The sequence below is a fragment of the Methyloglobulus sp. genome, from assembly GCF_040079455.1.
Lineage (GTDB): Bacteria > Pseudomonadota > Gammaproteobacteria > Methylococcales > Methylomonadaceae > Methyloglobulus.
Genome location: NZ_JBEBKJ010000021.1, coordinates 1 through 17,025 on the forward strand (window position 1 = coordinate 1; position 17,025 = coordinate 17,025).

Here is a 17,025-nt window from a genome sequence, read left to right on the forward strand (position 1 = left end):
ATCCGTTATTACAGATCAGGTAGTCTGTATATATCTCTAGGTTTTCTTTTTTCATCCCAGAATCATACGCGTTTAAAGAGTAGGGTGCGTAACATCAGTTATTTAATAAGGAAACGAATACAGCCACACGGTACACGGCTTCATAAAGGCTCGCTGGCTATTCCTTTGGTGAATGAAGCCAACGAGTTTGTTAATTTGCAATTCATCCATGCTGACGGTAATAAACGGTTCTTGTCTGGTGGACGCAAAAAAGGCTGCTATTCCACCATTGGCGTACCCACCGAAACCATACTGATGTGCGAGGGCTGGGCTACAGGCGCGAGTTTGCACGAATCTACTGGGCATTACGTTATCGTGGCGATGGACGCTGGAAACATGAAACCCGTTGCAGAAGCAATCCGAAGCCTGTACCCCAACGAGCAAATAATCATCTGTGCTGACCATGACCCGATTGGAATCGAAAATGCCACGATTGCAGCGTTCGCCTGTAATGGGCTGTATATCGCGCCACCCAATGCGGGGCAGGACTTCAACGACTACATAAATGCAGGTGGCAAGGTTTATGGATAATTCGATTAACTTAGACGATGCCGCGAAACCCAAACAACATGGCAACACCCCGCCACCAAAAACAGATAAGCCCTTAGTCATAGTCACGCTTGGCGACCTGTTAACCCACCAATTCCCTGAGCGTGAATCCGTATTAAGCCCTGTTTTCTGCTTGGCAAGCTTGAACATGATCTTTTCAGCCCGTGGCGTGGGCAAGACCCATGCAGCCCTAGGCATTGCTTATGCCGCCGCTTCTGGTAGCAGCTTCTGGACGTGGACGGCAAACAGGCCAATCAGGACGCTGTACATTGATGGTGAAATGCCGGGGCAAATCCTGCAAGAACGATTAGCCGAAATCGTAAGCGCGAATGACAAAGAACCGCCGGATGGTTTTTTTAATATTATCCCTATCGACCTTAAACGGGCAAATAGCGATAGAGAACCACTGCCTGGACGCTGAGTTAATCATAGTCGATAAACTTATCGTGCTTATGTCGCTCTGGACGTGAGAATGAGGCCGAATCATGGTTAAGCATTGCAGGGTGGGCAATGCGGATGAGAAGCCTAGGCAAGTGCATCATTTTTATCCACCATGCCGGAAAGGACGGCAACCAACGCGGCACAAGCAAGCGTGAAGATATTTTGGATGTTGTCATTGAGCTAAAGCGCCCTGGCGATTATAGGGAAGAGCAAGGCGCACGGTTTGTCGTGCAATACACCAAGGCAAGGCATTTGACGGGCGTTGATGCCAAACCGTTTGAAGCGATGTTGCAGAAAATAAGCGGCAAACAGGAATGGACGACACGAACCATAGAAGATTCCACATACGATCAAGTTATAGAACTACAAGGATTAGGGTTGACAGTTACCGATATGGCGAATGAGTTGGGTATCAATAAGTCCAATGTTAGCCGCGCCCTAAAAAAGGCCACCGAAGACGGCAAAATCAAGCCTAAGTCTAACGTATTTACGATAAAGAAACAGGGCAAACCCAACCCTAAACGGAAGGATATTGACGATGAATAACGACGAAAATAACGGTTTTGTTGCGCGTTGCGCGGGTATAGCAACGCAACGCGCAACAAATCAGGCTTTTTGTGCAACCAACGGACGCAACGACAACGCAACAAATAGTCTGAAAGCCTTGGCATATATGGTTTTAGACCGCAACACACTACGCAACAAATGTGCAACAGACACCCAAAAAACCGCACAACAAATGGCACAAAAAAATACCCGTTTTGTTGCGCGGAATTGCACTGAAAGTTGCGTTGAAAACAATCTGATTTTAGCCGCTGAGTGCAACCCAGAAATCCTATTAGAACTCGAAGCCGAAGCCTTACCCGCCATTGATGGCGAACTGCTCACCGACAGCAAGCCACCAAAGATGCAAGTGCTGGAAGGCGAAGGCACACACCTTGGCGCGTTTGTCGTTCATGGTGATACATGGGGACACTTTGAAGATGCAGATTACCGTGATGCTGAACCCGCTAAACCAGCAGAACCTTACCCAAAGCCCGTAACCGTCTGGACACCAGCAGGTGAACCCGTGCAAGTTATGGCGAAAGACGCGGCACACGGACAGTTTCTGATCGCTAAAAATCCCAAGCCCGTAGCAAATACCCAGCTGGCTGGGTTTTTCACATGCGGAACATGCCAACACTTCAAGCCGCACCACCAACACGGCAAAGGTTCAGGCAGTTGTACGCGCCACGCCATGCCGCCCGGGATATGCCACTGGAGCGAAACAGTAACCGAATGTAACCAGCACACGGGAATAAAACGCCATGATTGATGCGCTCATAAGCGGCAAGCTTATCAAACAACCCGAACTTAAGGCCAGCCAGAACGGCAAGCCATACACCAACTTCCTGCTATCCGTATCAATTGGTGAAGCTGAAAGCATAGTCATATCGGGCATAGCCTTTGGTGTTGTAGCCGAACGCATAGCCAAATTAGGCAAAGGTGATGCCTTGGCGGTATCAGGAAGCCTTAAGCCTACAACTTGGGAAAAAGACGGTGAAACGAAGCACGGATTATCTTTAACTGTAAGTGACGCGCTATCGGTTTACGATATATCCAAAAAACGACGAAAGCCAGACACACCCGACAATAGCACCCACCAAGGCACATATCAGCCACCCGCAAGCTATGGGAAGCCACACGCAAGGCCATACGACGATGAACTTAACTTCTAGCGGCTATTTACCCTTGGCGACACCTGCACAACTGGTTATATCGGGTATTTGTCCCGACTGTCAGCAACCGATGCCACCAATGACGAGGGAAGAAATATTGGCAATGCTTGAGTGTTGGGGTGATGATTATTCGCTTTGCTGCTTCAAGTGCTTGGTTGATTCGAGCATTTGGATTTTTGGCACGGATTGGGAAAACGCAATCGAGGGTTTGCAGCAATGGTTGCCTGAAGCCGTTGATACGGCGGAAAAACGGGTTTACATAAAGGCGGTTGCCTTAAATAAGAAAGTGGTTTGGCTAAACCCGTACCGTGATATATCAGGGTTTTATCTGGATTGAACATTAATGAGGCCGACACAATAATGTAGACACCCTTTTCAAATGGCATTGATTTTATACAAGTTTATACAACAGTTGTATCAGTAAATTAGGGTTCAGAACCGACGAATTGTCGGTATAGGAAGCGTGCGATGGGGGACTAACTCCCTAGCAGAAAATAATTAATGCCGTCAGCGTCATAATTTTAAATGAGACTACCCACCTAGCACCTACCAGCATCAATACTTACTGTACACACCCGAGAGTGTACAGTAAGGATATATGGATAAACGAATATACAAGCTCACCGCAAACCGTAAGCTAATCCTTAGATTACTTGGCGATTACATTGATGGCAGCTCACCGCCCCATTCTGCAAGCAACATATTGTATGCCTTGGAAAACGCCGTTAAGTATGGCTGGCAAGGTTACGAAAGCTTAAAGACTGTGCCGCAAGGAGCAGCTCTACCGTACCTTGCGTGACTTGGTGGAGGCTGGACTGGTTGTTTCCGAAAAGCAGAAGGATGAACCGATAGATAACGGCTTGCCTTATTGGTGCAACTATTACCAGTTGGCAAGTGATACGGACAAGAACGCCACGATTGCCGAATGCAACGAAGTCCATCGGATTGTAAAAAAAGCCAAGCACGGTAGCCGCTTGTTCACCGCCGTGTTCGACAAAGAGATAGATGCCGATAAGGTTGCACCGTTGAAGGCACGGGTTAAGGCATTGATGCAAAGGACACATCCAGACAAGGCTCAAGGCTTGGAGTATGAATTCAAAATGATGCAGGAATGCAGCAAGTGGATTAAATCCGGCTTGCCCTTGCCACAACAGCCGCACCAAGCAAATGATAGCTAGTCGTAGGCTGGGCTGAAGTTCACTAAGCCTTAGTTGTACATTGCCGCTTGTGTACAATTAGACAGTGCCCTTTATAGCAAACTAACCGCATGAATTTTAAACGACTTAGGAGATTAAAATGTTCAAAACTTGCATGACACAATTAAACACCACGGGGTTTTTGATAATTGAACCCCATTATATTGGTGGGCTGCTCGGTAACGAGAACTTATCCGCCAGCCAAACCACGGCCACGGCTGACGCGCTCACCCCTGCATTAAGCAACCGCAAGGGTTTAAGGGCGTTCTTCTGTTTGCTGGACAGGCGCAAAGGGCAGGTGTACACCTATTCGGATGAATCCCTAGCCGAGCGGGTGGCACTGGTTACGGGGCGCACCTTAGTTCTTGGCGAAGAGTGCGACATGGACGCATCGACTGTGCTACGCATGGTCGGTTCGGAATGGACGGCACACCCTTTATACCCAGAAAGCCTTGATTGCGAACGCGCCAAAGAGAGGGACTCTGAGTATAAAAGGAGGGTGGCGGCACGGGAAGCGGCGCGGCTGGAGTCCGAAAGTGCAGCGTCCTAAGCCTAAGCTGACGGTCGTTGACGGCAAGGCGAGGCTGGAGGGCGGGAAGGAGGCCACCATGGCCTTTATGGGATCGCTGAACATCACCGAGCCTGACTTTGCAAACGGCTTGCTTAACCAGTTGGTCGCGCTCGGTGCGGCAGACGGCAAACCCAATGCGATGAACACCAACTTCCTGTTGGCGACGATACGCGGCCTTGAGCCAAAAGACCAACTGGAGGTCATGTTGGCTTCACAAATGACGGCCATACATAACACCATTATGCTGCTAAACAAGCAGTTATTGACCGTCTCGAACGCTTTGGAGCAGGAATCCGCCATCAATTCGTTGGCGAAACTTAATCGAACCTTCACCGCGCAGGTTGAAGCCATAAAACGCTACCGCAGCACCAACGAGCAAAGGATCACCGTCCAGCACATCAACGTCAACGAGGGTGGACAGGCGGTTATCGGTACTGTCGAGGGTGGCGGCACACAAAAACCGGAGGAATCTCATGGCAGTATCACACATGAACCAAGCCAAGCGTTGCCATGCAACATCCAAGCGGACAAAATTACCCTGCCAAGCGGCGGCGGTTAAGGGCTGGAACGTCTGCCAGCATCACGGCGCAGGGGCTGGTAGGCCGAAGACCCACGGCTTGAAAAGCAAGGAGACATTAGCCAGAAAGAAGGGGATGAGGGCGTTGTTGGCATCTGCCAAAGGCTTGCTGGAGTCGATTTAACCCAAGGCTAGTAAAAAAGCCGCTTAGAGGGTACGGCTAATGGGAGTCGAACCTACGCATCCAGGCACACAATGCGCGGCTTGTTCGTGCCGTCCGTGCAGATGCCCAGCAATTTAACTCGAATATCTACGTCAACAATATCCTTCTCATTTAAATCCAGCATCTTTCGGGCTTCGGCATGGTTTTCAGCAATCACTACCGCGTTAAGCTCAAACAGCCCTGCAAAAACACCGTCTGGGTGGTTTCTTAATTGTTCCCAATTGATATGGTAAATGTTCATGCTAAATTAAAAGCGCGTTATCCGGGAAAAGTCCGCGACAATCCCACCGATACCGATAATCAGGCATCCTTTGCGAACTTGGGGTAGCTCAGGGCTAGTGGCTTTTCTATGGCCGCCAACTAAAGCACCCGACAAACCGTTTAACCCCACGGCCTATCGGGATTTGTTTATGCTTGGCGGTTTGGCTGGATAAACCCTCAGGCGAGTCGATTTGGGGCAATCAAGCGTCCCGAACCTAGACACCAAGCTTACAGCACCAACCCGTCTCTTCCCGGACTTAGTGTTCCCGAAGGAACGCCGATGAGTGCGGCAGTTTAAAGCACCAGGCAGTATCTCCGAGTCCACACTTGATAAATCAAGCAGCATACACCGGCCTGTACTTGGTAAAAAACTTACAAAACGAAGCGAACCCGTTTTTACCGCTTCTGGTGAGCGATACGGCAATGTTGCTTTTCCTGACGACAAAACCAGAACAGGCCGCCTGAACGCTACCGATAAGCAAAAACCACACAGGAAACTCAACAGGCGCGTTGCTTCTCAGCCGCATAAACTCTAAGTTTGTCCTGCCCCTACGCTTCCAGCATGGCTGTAAACCAGATGACGATAGAGCCGGATATGATGCCCTATCGCCTACGCGCCCCGAACCTACACTCTCCCGAAACGGGGCGGGAGCTGATACCCCACAACTCGCGTTCAAATCTGCTGCCGAAGTTCCCGAAGGCTCAAAGCTACACAGCGCAAATCGTGGGGGATAAGATACTACCACAATTGCGTACTGGATAAAACGCCGTAAAAGACAATAAGGGACAATAAAAGACAACTTGACATCAACAATACCTAGCGCAATAATGCGATTGCCTTACAGCAGTGAGGCCGGGATTGAGACCCCGTTTACAGGCGATAAAACGCCACCTTAGCCAGTGGCTTTTTTGTGCGCGTCATTTCCCTATGGCGTGGCTATTTGGGCAGCAGAAATGTTGGCCGTCACCTGTACGGTAGTCTCAACCCACTTAACCACGCCGCCCACAAAGGCGGTTCACCTAATTTTTAGGAGACCGACAATGACAGAGAAAAGCACAGGCACTGAAAAACCGAAGGGGGGAAGCCTTGGCGCGTTTAGCATGAGCAAGCTATTAAGCATGCTCTATGAAACGGCCAAACCACACCTAACCGACACTGAACTTAAGTTTGTGTCTGATGCAGCCGATTATGTCACCTTGGAATCAGGGGACATGGCGAGCATTGCCGAGGCCATCGGGTGCGCGGTCGAAAACGACGACAACAGGGAAGGCGGTTTACAATGCGGCTCGATACAAGGCAATATCCCAGCCTTTTTTTGGCACATTGGCCGTAATTATGACCTGCTGGACGGGCTTACATTTATAGGCGGCGACGCGGAATTTAAGTTGCAAGAACGCAAGGACGGTACGGCATGAATGCAGAAAGTAAAAACCCCCACGCGCTACTGCATGAGATTTTGGCGAAGTATTGTAAATACGATCAGTCTCAAGGAAATTTTCGAGAACAGGCTGCTAGTATGGCAATCCAAATAGCTCATGAAAATGGTAACCTTTTGGATATGCTTGGCGAAACTCATTATGACCAAGCGAAAAGGCTGGGCGACCACCCAGACCCTTGTGAAGATATGGTGCAGAAAGGGATCATGACGGCAAAGCGCAACAATGAGGTGGTGACAGAAATTCTGTTTTACCTGACTTGCAAAGACGACAATGAATATGCCTCACTGAATAAATTTGCCCACGAACAGGAAAAGGCTTTCATGGAAGGGCAAAAGCAAGCGTGAGCCTGTGGGATAGGCCGGTCACCAATTACAGCCGCTAACCATGCGGCTTTTTTGTGTCTTGTGAAAGCCTGTTTTTGACGGCAACATTGCCCAGAAACGCTTTATATTTTAATGCAATGTTACCCCAGTGTTACCCCAGGCAATAAAAAAGCCCTTCGATTATCGTAAGGGCTTGATTATATTGGAGCTGGTGATGGGACTCGAACCCGCGACCGGCTGATTACAAATCAGCTGCTCTACCAACTGAGCTACACCAGCGTAGCCGACGCATTATACACAACATTTTTTCTTTGCCTAGTTTTTTAGGAAAAAAAGTTACCTTTTTTCTTTCACTAAATTACCTGATCGGGCTTTTTTTGCGCTCCCAGTTTTGTAGTCAAAGCCAGTGTGTTTGGTTTTAAAAGTCTGTGTTTTTCCAGGAGTATCTTCAAAACCTTTCGGTTGAAAGGTAGGTATCAAATGGTGCTTACCGTTACCAATAAGATCGCTGCGTCCCATAGCCTTTAGAGCCACGCGCAGCAACGGCCAGTTTTTAGGATCGTGATAACGCAAAAAAGCTTTGTGCAAGCGACGTTGTTTTTCGCCTTTTGGGATGGCAATGTTTTCCGCTTTATTGCTGACTTTGCGTAAGGTGTCTTTGCCGGAATGATACATGGCTGTGGCGATTGCCATCGGTGATGGCAGAAAGGCTTGCACCTGGTCTGCCCTGAAGCCGTTGCGTTTTAGCCATAATGCCAAATTCAGCATGTCGTTATCTGTCGTACCAGGGTGGGCGGCGATGAAATAAGGTATCAGATACTGTTCTTTTCCGGCTTCTTTAGAATATTTATCGAACATCTCTTTAAAGCGGTCATAACTGCCCATGCCGGGTTTCATCATCTTGGATAGCGGCCCTTGCTCGGTATGTTCGGGAGCAATTTTAAGATAGCCGCCGACATGATGCGTGACCAGTTCCTTAACATATTCGGGGGACGTAACGGCAAGATCGTAACGTAAGCCTGATGCGATAAAAATCTTTTTGATGCCTAGTAAAGCCCTAGCCCGTTTATATAGCTTAATAAGCGAACTATGGTCGGTATTTAGGTTGGGGCAAATACCTGGGAAAACACACGATGGCAAACGGCAAGCAGATTCTATTTTTGGATCTTTGCATGCCAGCCGATACATATTGGCCGTGGGGCCACCCAGATCAGAAATATGTCCGGTAAAATTAGGCGAAGTATCTCGGATAGCTTCAATTTCTTTGATGATGGAATCTTCCGAACGGCTTTGGATAATGCGCCCTTCATGCTCGGTAATCGAGCAGAACGTACAACCTCCAAAGCAACCGCGCATAATATTGACTGAATGCTGGATCATTTCAAACGCAGGGACGTTAGCATTGCCATAATCTTTATGCGGGACACGTGAATAAGGCAGATCGTACACGCCATCCATCTCTTTCATGGTCAATGGAATGGGCGGTGGATTAACCCAAATATGTCGTGTTCCATGTTGCTGCATTAAAGGACGGGCATTGCCAGGATTGGTTTCGCCGTGCATCACGCGGGACGCATGGGCATACAGGATCGGATCATCCGCGACGGCTTCATAAGCGGGCAAGCGGATCACTGTTTTTGCCCTTTGCGTCTTTGCTAACAAATGCCTGTCAAACCGGATAACACTTTCGCTGGCTTGCAGGTTCTCCGGTTTTTTATCGCAATCTGGTTCTATTTGATAAGGGTCAGGTATCGGCGTAATTGCGCCGGGTCTATCGAGTGAAGTGGAATCTTTAACCACCCAGCCTTCAGGGATTTGCTTAACATAATGAACGGTTCCACGTATGCCTTTAAGATCAGACATAGCCCCACCGTTTGCCAAACGATGGGCAATTTCCACTATCTGCCGCTCGGCATTGCCATAAACCAGCAAATCTGCTTTGGAATCCAGCAACACGGATTTGCGGACTTTATCCGACCAATAATCATAATGCGCGATACGCCTTAAACTGGCTTCAATGCCACCAATAATGATCGGTACATCCTTAAAGGCCTCGCGACAGCGATGCGAATAGACATTGACTGCCCGGTCAGGCCGTTTACCTGCGACACCATCAGGTGTATAAGCGTCGTTCGAGCGGATTTTTTTGTCGGAAGTGTAACGGTTAACCATGGAATCCATATTGCCACCCGTGACCCCAAAAAAAAGGTTAGGCCGGCCCAGTTTTTTGAAATCGCTGGCATTAGTCCAATCAGGCTGGGAAATAATGCCCACCCTAAAGCCTTGCGCTTCCAGTAACCGTCCAATCAAGGCCATACCGAAGCTGGGGTGATCTATGTACGCATCACCTGTCACCAAAATGACATCGCAAGCATCCCAGCCCAGTTCGTCCATTTCCTTACGGTTCATCGGCAAAACTGGGGCGACACCAAAGCGCTGCGCCCAGTATTTACGGTAGCCAAAAAGGTTAGGTGCGGCTTGTGAATCTGTAGAAATCATTTAGTGATAATTTTATGAAGGGTGTAAGCATTGTGCTTGTTTATATCTTTCAGAAATATTGGGAATTCGATCTGGTACTGCTGCTCAAGTTCAATCGCCCGCACCTTGAGCGCCTTCATATCAAACTGGGGAACGTCTTGATTGAAAGCCATAACTATCATATTGCCGCGATTACGAACTGGTAGCGTCAATACTTTTTCATTGAAAACTTGTTGCAGCCAACTTAAACACGAGTCAAATACCATTGTTGCTGTTGTCCAAAGGTTGATGACTAATATCCCATCGGGCTTCAACAGGGTTTTGCATGCATCGAAAAAAGCGAGAGAGGCTATTGATTCTGCCATACCCTCAACATCAAAAGCATCAACCAGGATCAAACTATACTTTTCCACACACGTTTTGGCATGTTGAGGAACATAAGCCCCAGCATCATCAATGATGACTTTCAACCGTGAATCCAGCGGTAAGCCGAAGTGACTGCGGGCAATCTTTACCACGCTTGCCCTGTATTCAATGGCTCTAAGGCGACATTCCGGAAAATGATACAATAAATGCCGAGCTAATGAACCGCCGCCCAGGCCTATGATGAGCGTATCATCTACTGCCTCCTTAAAGAGCAACCAACTGGTCATCGCCCGAGTATAAGGAAGTTGGAGACTTTCGGGATCGTTCAATGAGATGCTGCTTTGCCGGGAACTGGAACCAAAATGCAGTGACCTGATTCTTTTTTCTTCAACGACCTCAAGAACACCATCATCGTCATGGTCTTGGTAAACGACCAAACCATCGTACTTGTACATATCTAAAAAACAGGTAAGGTGTTACTTTAAAAGCTGATTATACACGAGTTTAAAAAGCAACACCTTACGTGTTTTATAAGTGTTCTGGGGGGGGCTCGTCAGATGAATTATTTGAAACTGTAATGGTCAACTAAAACCGGACACTTTCCTAGGCAGCTTTCATATAGAATTCCCGCTCAAATTCCAGCGGGGATTGATAGCTTAACTTTGAATGCGAACGCCGACCATTGTAAAACGCCAGATAGCCAATGATACTCTGCTTTGCAGCCTCTTTAGTCCTAACTCTTTCATAGTTCAGTTGCTCGTGTTTCAGGCTCCTGAAGAACCGCTCCGTCGGTGCATTGTCCCAACAGTTGGCCTTCCTGCCCATGCTTTGTTGCATCTTCATGATGCCCAAGTGTCCCCGATATTCGTGGCTTGCATACTGGCTGCCCCGATCAGAATGGTGCAGCAGTCCAGGATCAGGTTTGCGCCGCCAAAACGCCATTCGCAAGGCACTGACACACATCGAAGTCCGCATGTGGCCATCAAACGCCCGGCCTTATAGCGTCCCACAGGGATGCCTTCTTTTTTGAAGGCAGCCGATAAACGACGCGAACCATAGGTTCTCTTGTTCTTTTCAAACAGCTCAAGCGTCCTGGCTTCTAGTTGTGTTTGTTGGTCTTGTCTGGCTGTGCTTATGGGTGTTTAGCCCAAGCATAAAAGGCGCTGGTGCTCACCTGCATGACGCCACGCAGCGCGGTAACGGGGCGGGCCTTCTGTTGCTCCCGAACGAACCCATATTGCATTCGGCTTCCTTGGCTTCGATGCCTGCGGCCTTTTTTAATATTTCGCGCCCCATCCGTAAGCGGTCATTGTCCTTACGTAGCCGCACCAATTCAGCTTGGCCACTAAAGTCCGTAACGGATTTTGGGGTTGTCAAGACGGTTGCCGCACCCCGTTCCGCCCTGACCCAGCGCCCAATTGCGCTTAAGGATATGCCAAGGCTATCGGCTGCTTGCTGGTGGGTGCAGCCTTTTTCATTGACCAGCTTGGCTGCAGCTTGTTTAAATTCAAGCGTAAATCCGGTCGCTTTTGATGGCTTTTTGTGCTGATTTTTCACCTCTAATGATATTATAAATCTGCCTTAAAGAAGTGTCCTGCTTTATTAGACCATTACATAGTCAACGGCTTTGATGAAACCGTCTTCATCGACGTTGACATGCGCCTTGTAGCCGTAGTGCTGGCCGTCTTGCCGTTGTAGCCGGCCTCGCTGTCTTGGGTGTCCTCCCCGTCCTTGCCCTTGCGCGGGCGGCTCTGTTTGGCCTCGATGACGGTGGCATCGACGATGACGGCTTCGCCGGTCTTGATGTACAGCCCCTTGGCCGACAGCTTACGGTTGACTTCCGACAATAAGGTGTCCAGCAAGCCCTGCTTAGTCAAGGTGTTGCGGAACCGCCAGACCGTGCTGTGGTCGGGTACGCTTTCGCTTAACCCCAGGTTGATGAAGCGCCGGAACATCAAGTCCCGCGCCAGTTGCTTCTCCAGCCCAGGGTCACTTAGCCCATACCAGCTTTGCAGCAACAAGGCCTTCGACCGCAGGGATGCAGGAGGTAGGGCAATGCAGAAGCAATTGCCGAGAACATCAGCAACGGCGGCCAGGCCTGCTCGCCCTGTTTCTTGGCATGGATGCCGGACATCTGCTGTTCTATTTCCCGCCAATCAATCAACTGGTGGATGCCGTCCAGTTCTTCCAAGGCTACATGGTGCTTGACAAGGGCGTCGCTTAAACTGGCTAGGTTCTTCCAGGACATAGGCTGTTGCTCGGTCTTGAATAAAGGTCTATTTTACCCGTCTTGGGGCTTGGGGTCGTGCAAAGGTCTCCAACAGTAAAACCCAAACCCACTAATTTTCAATCTCCGCTAGTAAATGATGCCTACAACGGTCAATGTGCTTATTTTTGTCGCATGTTGCAATTCGCCAAGAGAATTTGATTAACACCCTCTCGCCAACGAAGACTATTGAATCTTATAGATTCGGCCTTGTGAAGTTTTAACTTCCGTTCGCCTCGAGCCTGTCGAAAGGCTTGTGTGCTTCGACAAGCTCAGCACGAACGGTTCAAACATTAAAAGGCCGAATCAATAGCCCCGCAATGTGAAAACAACGCTACAGCATCATGAAGATTTCGTGTCAGTTACTATGGGTGCCAAGCTTTAGCAAAGGAGTTCAATAGTTCATACCGATCTGGATAAAATTACCCAAAATAAAATCCGGCAGAACTCATTAAGTTCTACCGGATTTATTATTCAATTTAGGGCTGAGGGGAGACCAACAATTGACTAACAATTTTAGGCTGACGGCTGATAATCTCAGCACTTTTAGTACTCAGATCTTGAGCGGTATAAGGTTCTATTCCATAGGTTGTTATTTTCAAGCTATGGTTATCAGGCTTAATGTCAAACCGCGTCCAGCCAAATGAAAATAGAGCCGCATTGCTTCCTTGTTTCAACTTCGATTTAATCAATCTGTTGTCTTGTAAACCAATCGACGTGTAACCCAGACTATTCAATTGTTGGTCGATCAAGTCATGCATGGCGGCATTTTTGACCGTCATCGGCAATTTTTTAAATTCATCGAGATTGTTCGCATTGACCGAGTCCAGCAACTGATCCAGGATGATTTGCCCTCCTGGCACGAAAGCCAGCAACCTTGTCACCGCATCACCAAATGCAGGGTCAAATGCGACAGAGCCTGTTGTGATTTCAAAAGCGGATGTCATTCGCTGAGGTGCTGTCAATGGATTGCCGGTAGCTGCTAGAGCACTTAGAACATCTTCACGGTGCTGATAAGTTAAATCGTTTATTACAGTGCCATGAATATCCGCAGCAATAAAAACGACATTTTTGATAGCTTGTCCGTCTATAAATCCCAATAATTCCGAACGCTCCGAAGCAAAACCTTCATAACGGTCAGATGCGCCTAATACCCCAAGATTTTGGATAGGCTCAGGTAAAACAACGAATTTCCAAATCACGCCATCATGCTGAGATGTCAACAAATCCGTCTTAAGCCGAGCTAATTGTTTTTTGCCCAGCATGGTTCTTGTATTGGTTTTTCCGACATCGAATGACTGTGCGATAAAGCTGCCGATTTTTGCAGGATCGCTTAAATCTCCAGCACCCGCTAACTCTTGATCTCTAAATGAGCGGGCGTCCAATATGTAAACACCAGCAGTTAGGCCATAACGTTGCGCCCTGTATAGATCTGGACGCCCATCCGTCAAACTGTCACCTGTGGACGAATAGCGTTTGTTTTTAATCGCATTGTATTCAACAAATGCCTGTAAGCCATTCTTGTAAAGTGCCGTCTGGTTAATTAACCCAGTTGTTGCCGAAAAGCGCGGATCACTTGCCGCCAGTGCGCCACCCGCAAAGTCGTTGATAACCTCATGGTCATCTATCGTTGAAAATATCGAGACGTTTCGCTGTATATCGGCAAAACCATTAATGTCATTATGACTCGCGTAAACTTCTTGGTGTTTTGCCCGGTATTCGTCCAAGGTCTTGGCTTGACCCGTCGGGACAGCAGGGCTGGCAATATCGGCATAAATCGTATCGCCTAGCTTAATGAAGAAATCTAGCGATTTGTCATCCACATTCTTGATAGCGGGGTAAGGAGCTAGTTCGCCTCGCCAATCGCCAGTTACACCAAAGCTCAAGCTCTCATCGGTATTAGGTTTAGCTGCCGTCTTGAATGTGCCTTTTATGGATTGTTCATCAGGGCTGGTGACTTTATAACTGTATTTCTCACCTGCCCTTAAATGCTTAACTGTTAATTTAACTGGCTTCAGCGGGTTTTTGGCCGATACAACATCATCGACGATCACGCCATCATTATTTTTGACCTGAAATCGCACATCACCCTTTATTGTACTGCGAGTCCACAATACAGTTGATGTCTGAGTGGTGTCGCCGCTGGAAATACCATTAGGTAGGGATGAAGTGACACTTTGGTTGCTGGTGTCTGAATTATCCCCTGCAACAGAAAGCTGTATAGCGATTGCCAACAGTCCAAAGCCAGCTAAAGTTTTGCTCAATGACATTGTTCAACTCCAATTCAACGGTTTGAATAAACAGCGTAATCAAGTTACAACAAGTTTATGAAGGGATGATGACAGTAGCAGGTAGGTAACTCAGAAGTAACAATTTGGGATGTAAGTGTCTGGCTGTACAGTCTATAAAAACCATTGAATAGTGAGTACCAAACAGCCAATACTGATAACGTGCATACGGCCATTGTCCGCCACATCGAAATTTAACATCAACCCAACATTCTCTTTAATTGTGTGCGAAACATAAATTTGAGACTGTAAAGGGATTGTAATACTGGCCTAGTATAAAAGCAGTTGCCTTAAGGTTAGAAAGCTGTGAACGAATACTATATTTGCTTTCACTAAAGCCCATAAAAACCTTGGGTCGGAGAAGAATTCTTCAAAGAAACGTCTATCCATTTTAAAAAAACGAGGCTTAACATGAAAACAGATGATTATCAATTTCCCCAATTGCTGCGGAAAGTAATGAAAGTTCGTGCCGTGTTTTTACAGGCATTTGCTATGTCGATTTTAGCAATGCTTGCTATGAGTCCTGCAATCGCAGCGGACGATAACAGTGTCTATTCAATCGGCCTGTGGGGCGATTTACCTTATAACGATGTGCAAGCGTTAACTGGTGTCCCCAACCTGATTGCAGACATGAACAGCCAACGGCTGGCTTTCACGGTGCAAGACGGCGATTTGAAAGGTGGCAACAGCATAGCCAATTCGACTAGTGTCACCACTTGTGCTGATGGTCTTTATACACAAGCACTCCGTTATTTCAATGCCCTAAAAGCACCTGCGGTCTTCACGCCGGGGGACAACGACTGGACGGATTGTGACCGCCCATCGAACGGGGGATTCAATTCACTCGAACGCCTGGATCACGAACGCCAAGTCTTTTTCAACACGCCGTTTTCATTAGGTCAACGCAAAATGCGCCAAGAGGTGCAGACATCGCCATTGTGCCTTGGTGTTGCATCCGACGGAACGAAAACCTTTGTGCCTTGCTCAGAAAATCGCCGCTGGACTGTGGGTAGGGTGACGTATGCAACGCTCAACATCCAAGGCTCTTGCAACAACCTCTGCGACACTGCGCCCGACTCCGCCGAATATGCCGCTCGGAATGCGGCCAATATTGCATGGATGCAAGAGACTTTCGATGTCGCGTTAGCAAAAAAATCGGCTGCGGTCATGTTTGTAACGCAAGGCAATCCAGGCTGGGATTTAACCGACGGGACGAGAGCACCGCTGCGCGACCCAAAGACCTTGGCAGAGGCAATTCCAGCGACTGATGGTTATCAGGTATTCCTTAGTGCGCTTCGTGATGAGGTAATCGCTTTCCATAAACCTGTCGCTTATGTACATGGCGATTCGCATTATTTTCGTGTTGACAAACCGTTTCTTGATGCCAGCGGCAAACGGCTTGAGAATTTCACGCGCGTCGAAACTTTTGGCGATAATGCGGCAAACGGCACCACTGATGCCAACTGGGTGAAGGTACTCGTGGATGCACGTAGCCGTGAGGTTTTCGCTTACCAGCCGCAGGTCGTGCCTGGTAACCGCGTGGATCACACGCTCTCTAGGCCATAATGGGTCATAATCTGCAAAAACACAACGGAATTCTGGATATTTTCAAAACCCAGGATTCCGTTTTTTCTTGCTCTAACAGGAATAACCCGATTTGCTGGTTGCTATTAGTCTAAAAGGCGTTTTCAATTTTTAACAAAAGTAAAAACCACTTCATATTAATGAAGCTTTTTGACTGACTTTGGACGCCCAGTCCTAACACGTTCGACTTTTTCCACCGCCTGTAACAGGTCAGTTAAATTTAAATTCGTCAACAAATTCAACCCAGCACGTAAGATCTCACCTTTTTTGACATGCACCCCAGCCGCCAGGCAAATCTTTTTGAGTTCGGTTATTTTGTGGTGATCCTGTTCAGGAAACGAAAAGCTATCCCGAATCACTTTGGCCTTATCCTGTTTTTTCTTTTTAACGCTGAGCGGTGCTATCTGGTTTTGCACAGGAAATTCACCGGCATTTTCGACAGCAGTTTTTGGGGGTAATGCAGGTGTCTTTTTTATGGCGACTTTATTGGCAGGTTGTTCGACTGCGGTTGCTTGCAATTTAACAGCGGTAGTCGTGCGCTTTGTTGGTTTTGGCTGTGCAGTAGTCATGGTTTAGTCCTCATTAGAAATTGAATACCGTATAAACAGTATATACCGTTTATGGAAGCCTAGTTTACGCCCTGCCAAAATTTTATCAAGGGACTTTTGGATACGGAATACTTTAGTCCTTGGTTTGAAGTCATGAAGCGGTAACACTTTTGTAATAAGGGTTTCATATTAGGTCTGCATTATGGTCGTGCTTGGA

General features: G+C 47.8%; 24 protein-coding genes and 1 tRNA gene. 14 read left to right on the forward strand and 11 right to left on the reverse strand.

Annotation, left to right across the window (positions count from 1 at the left end):
- The 10 genes from ABL924_RS06715 to ABL924_RS06760 form a co-directional block, all read left to right on the forward strand.
- On the forward strand, positions 1 to 570 hold a 570-nt coding region (locus tag ABL924_RS06715), incomplete at its 5' end, for a toprim domain-containing protein (RefSeq protein WP_349026305.1).
- Entirely contained in the window at positions 563 to 1,009 is a 447-nt protein-coding gene (locus ABL924_RS06720) for an AAA family ATPase (protein WP_349026306.1), read from the forward strand. The genes ABL924_RS06715 and ABL924_RS06720, both read left to right, overlap by 8 nt.
- An 89-nt stretch (positions 1,010 to 1,098) precedes the next feature.
- Positions 1,099 to 1,575 carry a winged helix-turn-helix transcriptional regulator gene (locus tag ABL924_RS06725; RefSeq protein ID WP_349026307.1) on the forward strand — a complete coding sequence of 159 codons (477 nt, stop codon included), beginning with the start codon at positions 1,099 to 1,101 and terminating at the stop codon, positions 1,573 to 1,575.
- Complete coding sequence (locus tag ABL924_RS06730) at positions 1,568 to 2,344, forward strand: hypothetical protein (protein WP_349026308.1); 777 nt, start codon at positions 1,568 to 1,570, stop codon at positions 2,342 to 2,344. Before ABL924_RS06725 ends, ABL924_RS06730 begins: the two co-directional genes overlap by 8 nt.
- Positions 2,337 to 2,747 carry a single-stranded DNA-binding protein gene (locus tag ABL924_RS06735; protein WP_349026309.1) on the forward strand — a complete coding sequence of 137 codons (411 nt, stop codon included), beginning with the start codon at positions 2,337 to 2,339 and terminating at the stop codon, positions 2,745 to 2,747. The genes ABL924_RS06730 and ABL924_RS06735 overlap by 8 nt, the downstream gene beginning before the upstream one ends.
- On the forward strand, positions 2,731 to 3,084 hold the full coding sequence (locus ABL924_RS06740) for a hypothetical protein (protein ID WP_349026310.1): 354 nt from the start codon (positions 2,731 to 2,733) through the stop codon (positions 3,082 to 3,084). Before ABL924_RS06735 ends, ABL924_RS06740 begins: the two co-directional genes overlap by 17 nt.
- 261 nt (positions 3,085 to 3,345) lie before the next feature.
- Entirely contained in the window at positions 3,346 to 3,546 is a 201-nt protein-coding gene (locus ABL924_RS06745; protein WP_349026311.1) for a hypothetical protein, read from the forward strand.
- Positions 3,539 to 3,925: a hypothetical protein gene (locus tag ABL924_RS06750; RefSeq protein ID WP_349026312.1), complete on the forward strand. Its 387-nt coding sequence runs from the start codon at positions 3,539 to 3,541 to the stop codon at positions 3,923 to 3,925. Before ABL924_RS06745 ends, ABL924_RS06750 begins: the two co-directional genes overlap by 8 nt.
- Before the next feature lie 118 nt (positions 3,926 to 4,043).
- Positions 4,044 to 4,493 carry a hypothetical protein gene (locus tag ABL924_RS06755; RefSeq protein WP_349026313.1) on the forward strand — a complete coding sequence of 150 codons (450 nt, stop codon included), beginning with the start codon at positions 4,044 to 4,046 and terminating at the stop codon, positions 4,491 to 4,493.
- Positions 4,480 to 5,073, forward strand: a complete 594-nt coding sequence (locus tag ABL924_RS06760; protein WP_349026314.1) for a hypothetical protein — start codon at positions 4,480 to 4,482, stop codon at positions 5,071 to 5,073. Before ABL924_RS06755 ends, ABL924_RS06760 begins: the two co-directional genes overlap by 14 nt.
- Before the next feature lie 194 nt (positions 5,074 to 5,267).
- Here the strand turns inward: ABL924_RS06760 and ABL924_RS06765 are convergent, their stop codons facing one another.
- Both ABL924_RS06765 and ABL924_RS06770 read right to left on the reverse strand, forming a co-directional pair.
- Positions 5,268 to 5,495 (reverse strand): hypothetical protein, encoded by a 228-nt coding sequence (locus ABL924_RS06765; RefSeq protein ID WP_349026315.1) that lies wholly within the window; start codon positions 5,493 to 5,495, stop codon positions 5,268 to 5,270.
- Between the two features lie 6 nt (positions 5,496 to 5,501).
- The gene (locus tag ABL924_RS06770) at positions 5,502 to 5,645 is read right to left on the reverse strand and encodes a hypothetical protein (protein WP_349026316.1); all 144 of its coding nucleotides are present in this window, start codon (positions 5,643 to 5,645) and stop codon (positions 5,502 to 5,504) included.
- A 154-nt stretch (positions 5,646 to 5,799) separates the two neighbouring features.
- Here ABL924_RS06770 and ABL924_RS06775 point away from each other — a divergent pair, with 154 nt between their 5' ends.
- The 3 genes from ABL924_RS06775 (at position 5,800) to ABL924_RS06785 (ending at position 7,299) form a co-directional block, all read left to right on the forward strand.
- Positions 5,800 to 6,051: a hypothetical protein gene (locus ABL924_RS06775; protein ID WP_349026317.1), complete on the forward strand. Its 252-nt coding sequence runs from the start codon at positions 5,800 to 5,802 to the stop codon at positions 6,049 to 6,051.
- Between the two features lie 505 nt (positions 6,052 to 6,556).
- Complete coding sequence (locus tag ABL924_RS06780) at positions 6,557 to 6,931, forward strand: hypothetical protein (protein WP_349026318.1); 375 nt, start codon at positions 6,557 to 6,559, stop codon at positions 6,929 to 6,931.
- Positions 6,928 to 7,299 carry a hypothetical protein gene (locus ABL924_RS06785; protein WP_349026319.1) on the forward strand — a complete coding sequence of 124 codons (372 nt, stop codon included), beginning with the start codon at positions 6,928 to 6,930 and terminating at the stop codon, positions 7,297 to 7,299. The genes ABL924_RS06780 and ABL924_RS06785 overlap by 4 nt, the downstream gene beginning before the upstream one ends.
- A gap of 182 nt (positions 7,300 to 7,481) precedes the next feature.
- On the opposite strand, the gene ABL924_RS06790 is transcribed toward ABL924_RS06785, so the two are convergent.
- The 8 genes from ABL924_RS06790 to ABL924_RS06825 form a co-directional block, all read right to left on the reverse strand.
- Positions 7,482 to 7,557, reverse strand: a tRNA-Thr gene (locus ABL924_RS06790).
- 57 nt (positions 7,558 to 7,614) lie between these two features.
- Positions 7,615 to 9,777 carry a YgiQ family radical SAM protein gene (locus tag ABL924_RS06795; RefSeq protein ID WP_349026320.1) on the reverse strand — a complete coding sequence of 721 codons (2,163 nt, stop codon included), beginning with the start codon at positions 9,775 to 9,777 and terminating at the stop codon, positions 7,615 to 7,617.
- Positions 9,774 to 10,451, reverse strand: coding sequence for a spermine synthase (locus ABL924_RS06800; RefSeq protein WP_349026321.1), 678 nt, complete (start codon positions 10,449 to 10,451; stop codon positions 9,774 to 9,776). The genes ABL924_RS06795 and ABL924_RS06800 overlap by 4 nt, the downstream gene beginning before the upstream one ends.
- Before the next feature lie 274 nt (positions 10,452 to 10,725).
- Positions 10,726 to 11,097, reverse strand: a complete 372-nt coding sequence (locus ABL924_RS06805; protein WP_349026322.1) for an integrase core domain-containing protein — start codon at positions 11,095 to 11,097, stop codon at positions 10,726 to 10,728.
- A 195-nt stretch (positions 11,098 to 11,292) separates the two neighbouring features.
- Entirely contained in the window at positions 11,293 to 11,679 is a 387-nt protein-coding gene (locus ABL924_RS06810) for a transposase (RefSeq protein WP_349026323.1), read from the reverse strand.
- 53 nt (positions 11,680 to 11,732) lie between these two features.
- Positions 11,733 to 12,140, reverse strand: a complete 408-nt coding sequence (locus tag ABL924_RS06815; RefSeq protein WP_349026324.1) for a transposase — start codon at positions 12,138 to 12,140, stop codon at positions 11,733 to 11,735.
- A complete protein-coding gene (locus tag ABL924_RS06820) occupies positions 12,116 to 12,370 on the reverse strand; it encodes a hypothetical protein (protein WP_349025496.1) in 255 nt (84 codons plus the stop codon). Before ABL924_RS06820 ends, ABL924_RS06815 begins: the two co-directional genes overlap by 25 nt.
- Positions 12,371 to 12,867: 497 nt before the next feature.
- Positions 12,868 to 14,658 carry an alkaline phosphatase D family protein gene (locus ABL924_RS06825; RefSeq protein WP_349026325.1) on the reverse strand — a complete coding sequence of 597 codons (1,791 nt, stop codon included), beginning with the start codon at positions 14,656 to 14,658 and terminating at the stop codon, positions 12,868 to 12,870.
- A gap of 429 nt (positions 14,659 to 15,087) precedes the next feature.
- On the opposite strand from ABL924_RS06825, the gene ABL924_RS06830 reads away from it, so the two are divergent.
- On the forward strand, positions 15,088 to 16,242 hold the full coding sequence (locus ABL924_RS06830) for a hypothetical protein (protein WP_349026326.1): 1,155 nt from the start codon (positions 15,088 to 15,090) through the stop codon (positions 16,240 to 16,242).
- A 155-nt stretch (positions 16,243 to 16,397) separates the two neighbouring features.
- Here ABL924_RS06830 and ABL924_RS06835 read toward each other — a convergent pair whose 3' ends face one another.
- Positions 16,398 to 16,829: a hypothetical protein gene (locus ABL924_RS06835; RefSeq protein WP_349026327.1), complete on the reverse strand. Its 432-nt coding sequence runs from the start codon at positions 16,827 to 16,829 to the stop codon at positions 16,398 to 16,400.
- Between the last annotated feature and the right edge of the window lie 196 nt (positions 16,830 to 17,025).

Bases quoted from the DNA above. Each gene is read 5' to 3' on its own strand.
- ABL924_RS06745 (WP_349026311.1), top strand. From the start codon at position 3,346: ATGGATAAACGAATATACAAGCTCACCGCAAACCGTAAGCTAATCCTT.
- ABL924_RS06830 (WP_349026326.1), top strand. From the start codon at position 15,088: ATGAAAACAGATGATTATCAATTTCCCCAATTGCTGCGGAAAGTAATG.
- ABL924_RS06725 (WP_349026307.1), top strand. From the start codon at position 1,099: ATGCGGATGAGAAGCCTAGGCAAGTGCATCATTTTTATCCACCATGCC.
- ABL924_RS06735 (WP_349026309.1), top strand. From the start codon at position 2,337: ATGATTGATGCGCTCATAAGCGGCAAGCTTATCAAACAACCCGAACTT.
- ABL924_RS06835 (WP_349026327.1), bottom strand. From the start codon at position 16,829: ATGACTACTGCACAGCCAAAACCAACAAAGCGCACGACTACCGCTGTT.
- ABL924_RS06825 (WP_349026325.1), bottom strand. From the start codon at position 14,658: ATGTCATTGAGCAAAACTTTAGCTGGCTTTGGACTGTTGGCAATCGCT.
- ABL924_RS06755 (WP_349026313.1), top strand. From the start codon at position 4,044: ATGTTCAAAACTTGCATGACACAATTAAACACCACGGGGTTTTTGATA.
- ABL924_RS06720 (WP_349026306.1), top strand. From the start codon at position 563: ATGGATAATTCGATTAACTTAGACGATGCCGCGAAACCCAAACAACAT.
- ABL924_RS06820 (WP_349025496.1), bottom strand. From the start codon at position 12,370: ATGTCCTGGAAGAACCTAGCCAGTTTAAGCGACGCCCTTGTCAAGCAC.
- ABL924_RS06805 (WP_349026322.1), bottom strand. From the start codon at position 11,097: ATGCGGACTTCGATGTGTGTCAGTGCCTTGCGAATGGCGTTTTGGCGG.
- ABL924_RS06785 (WP_349026319.1), top strand. From the start codon at position 6,928: ATGAATGCAGAAAGTAAAAACCCCCACGCGCTACTGCATGAGATTTTG.
- ABL924_RS06780 (WP_349026318.1), top strand. From the start codon at position 6,557: ATGACAGAGAAAAGCACAGGCACTGAAAAACCGAAGGGGGGAAGCCTT.
- ABL924_RS06795 (WP_349026320.1), bottom strand. From the start codon at position 9,777: ATGATTTCTACAGATTCACAAGCCGCACCTAACCTTTTTGGCTACCGT.
- ABL924_RS06740 (WP_349026310.1), top strand. From the start codon at position 2,731: ATGAACTTAACTTCTAGCGGCTATTTACCCTTGGCGACACCTGCACAA.
- ABL924_RS06730 (WP_349026308.1), top strand. From the start codon at position 1,568: ATGAATAACGACGAAAATAACGGTTTTGTTGCGCGTTGCGCGGGTATA.
- ABL924_RS06765 (WP_349026315.1), bottom strand. From the start codon at position 5,495: ATGAACATTTACCATATCAATTGGGAACAATTAAGAAACCACCCAGAC.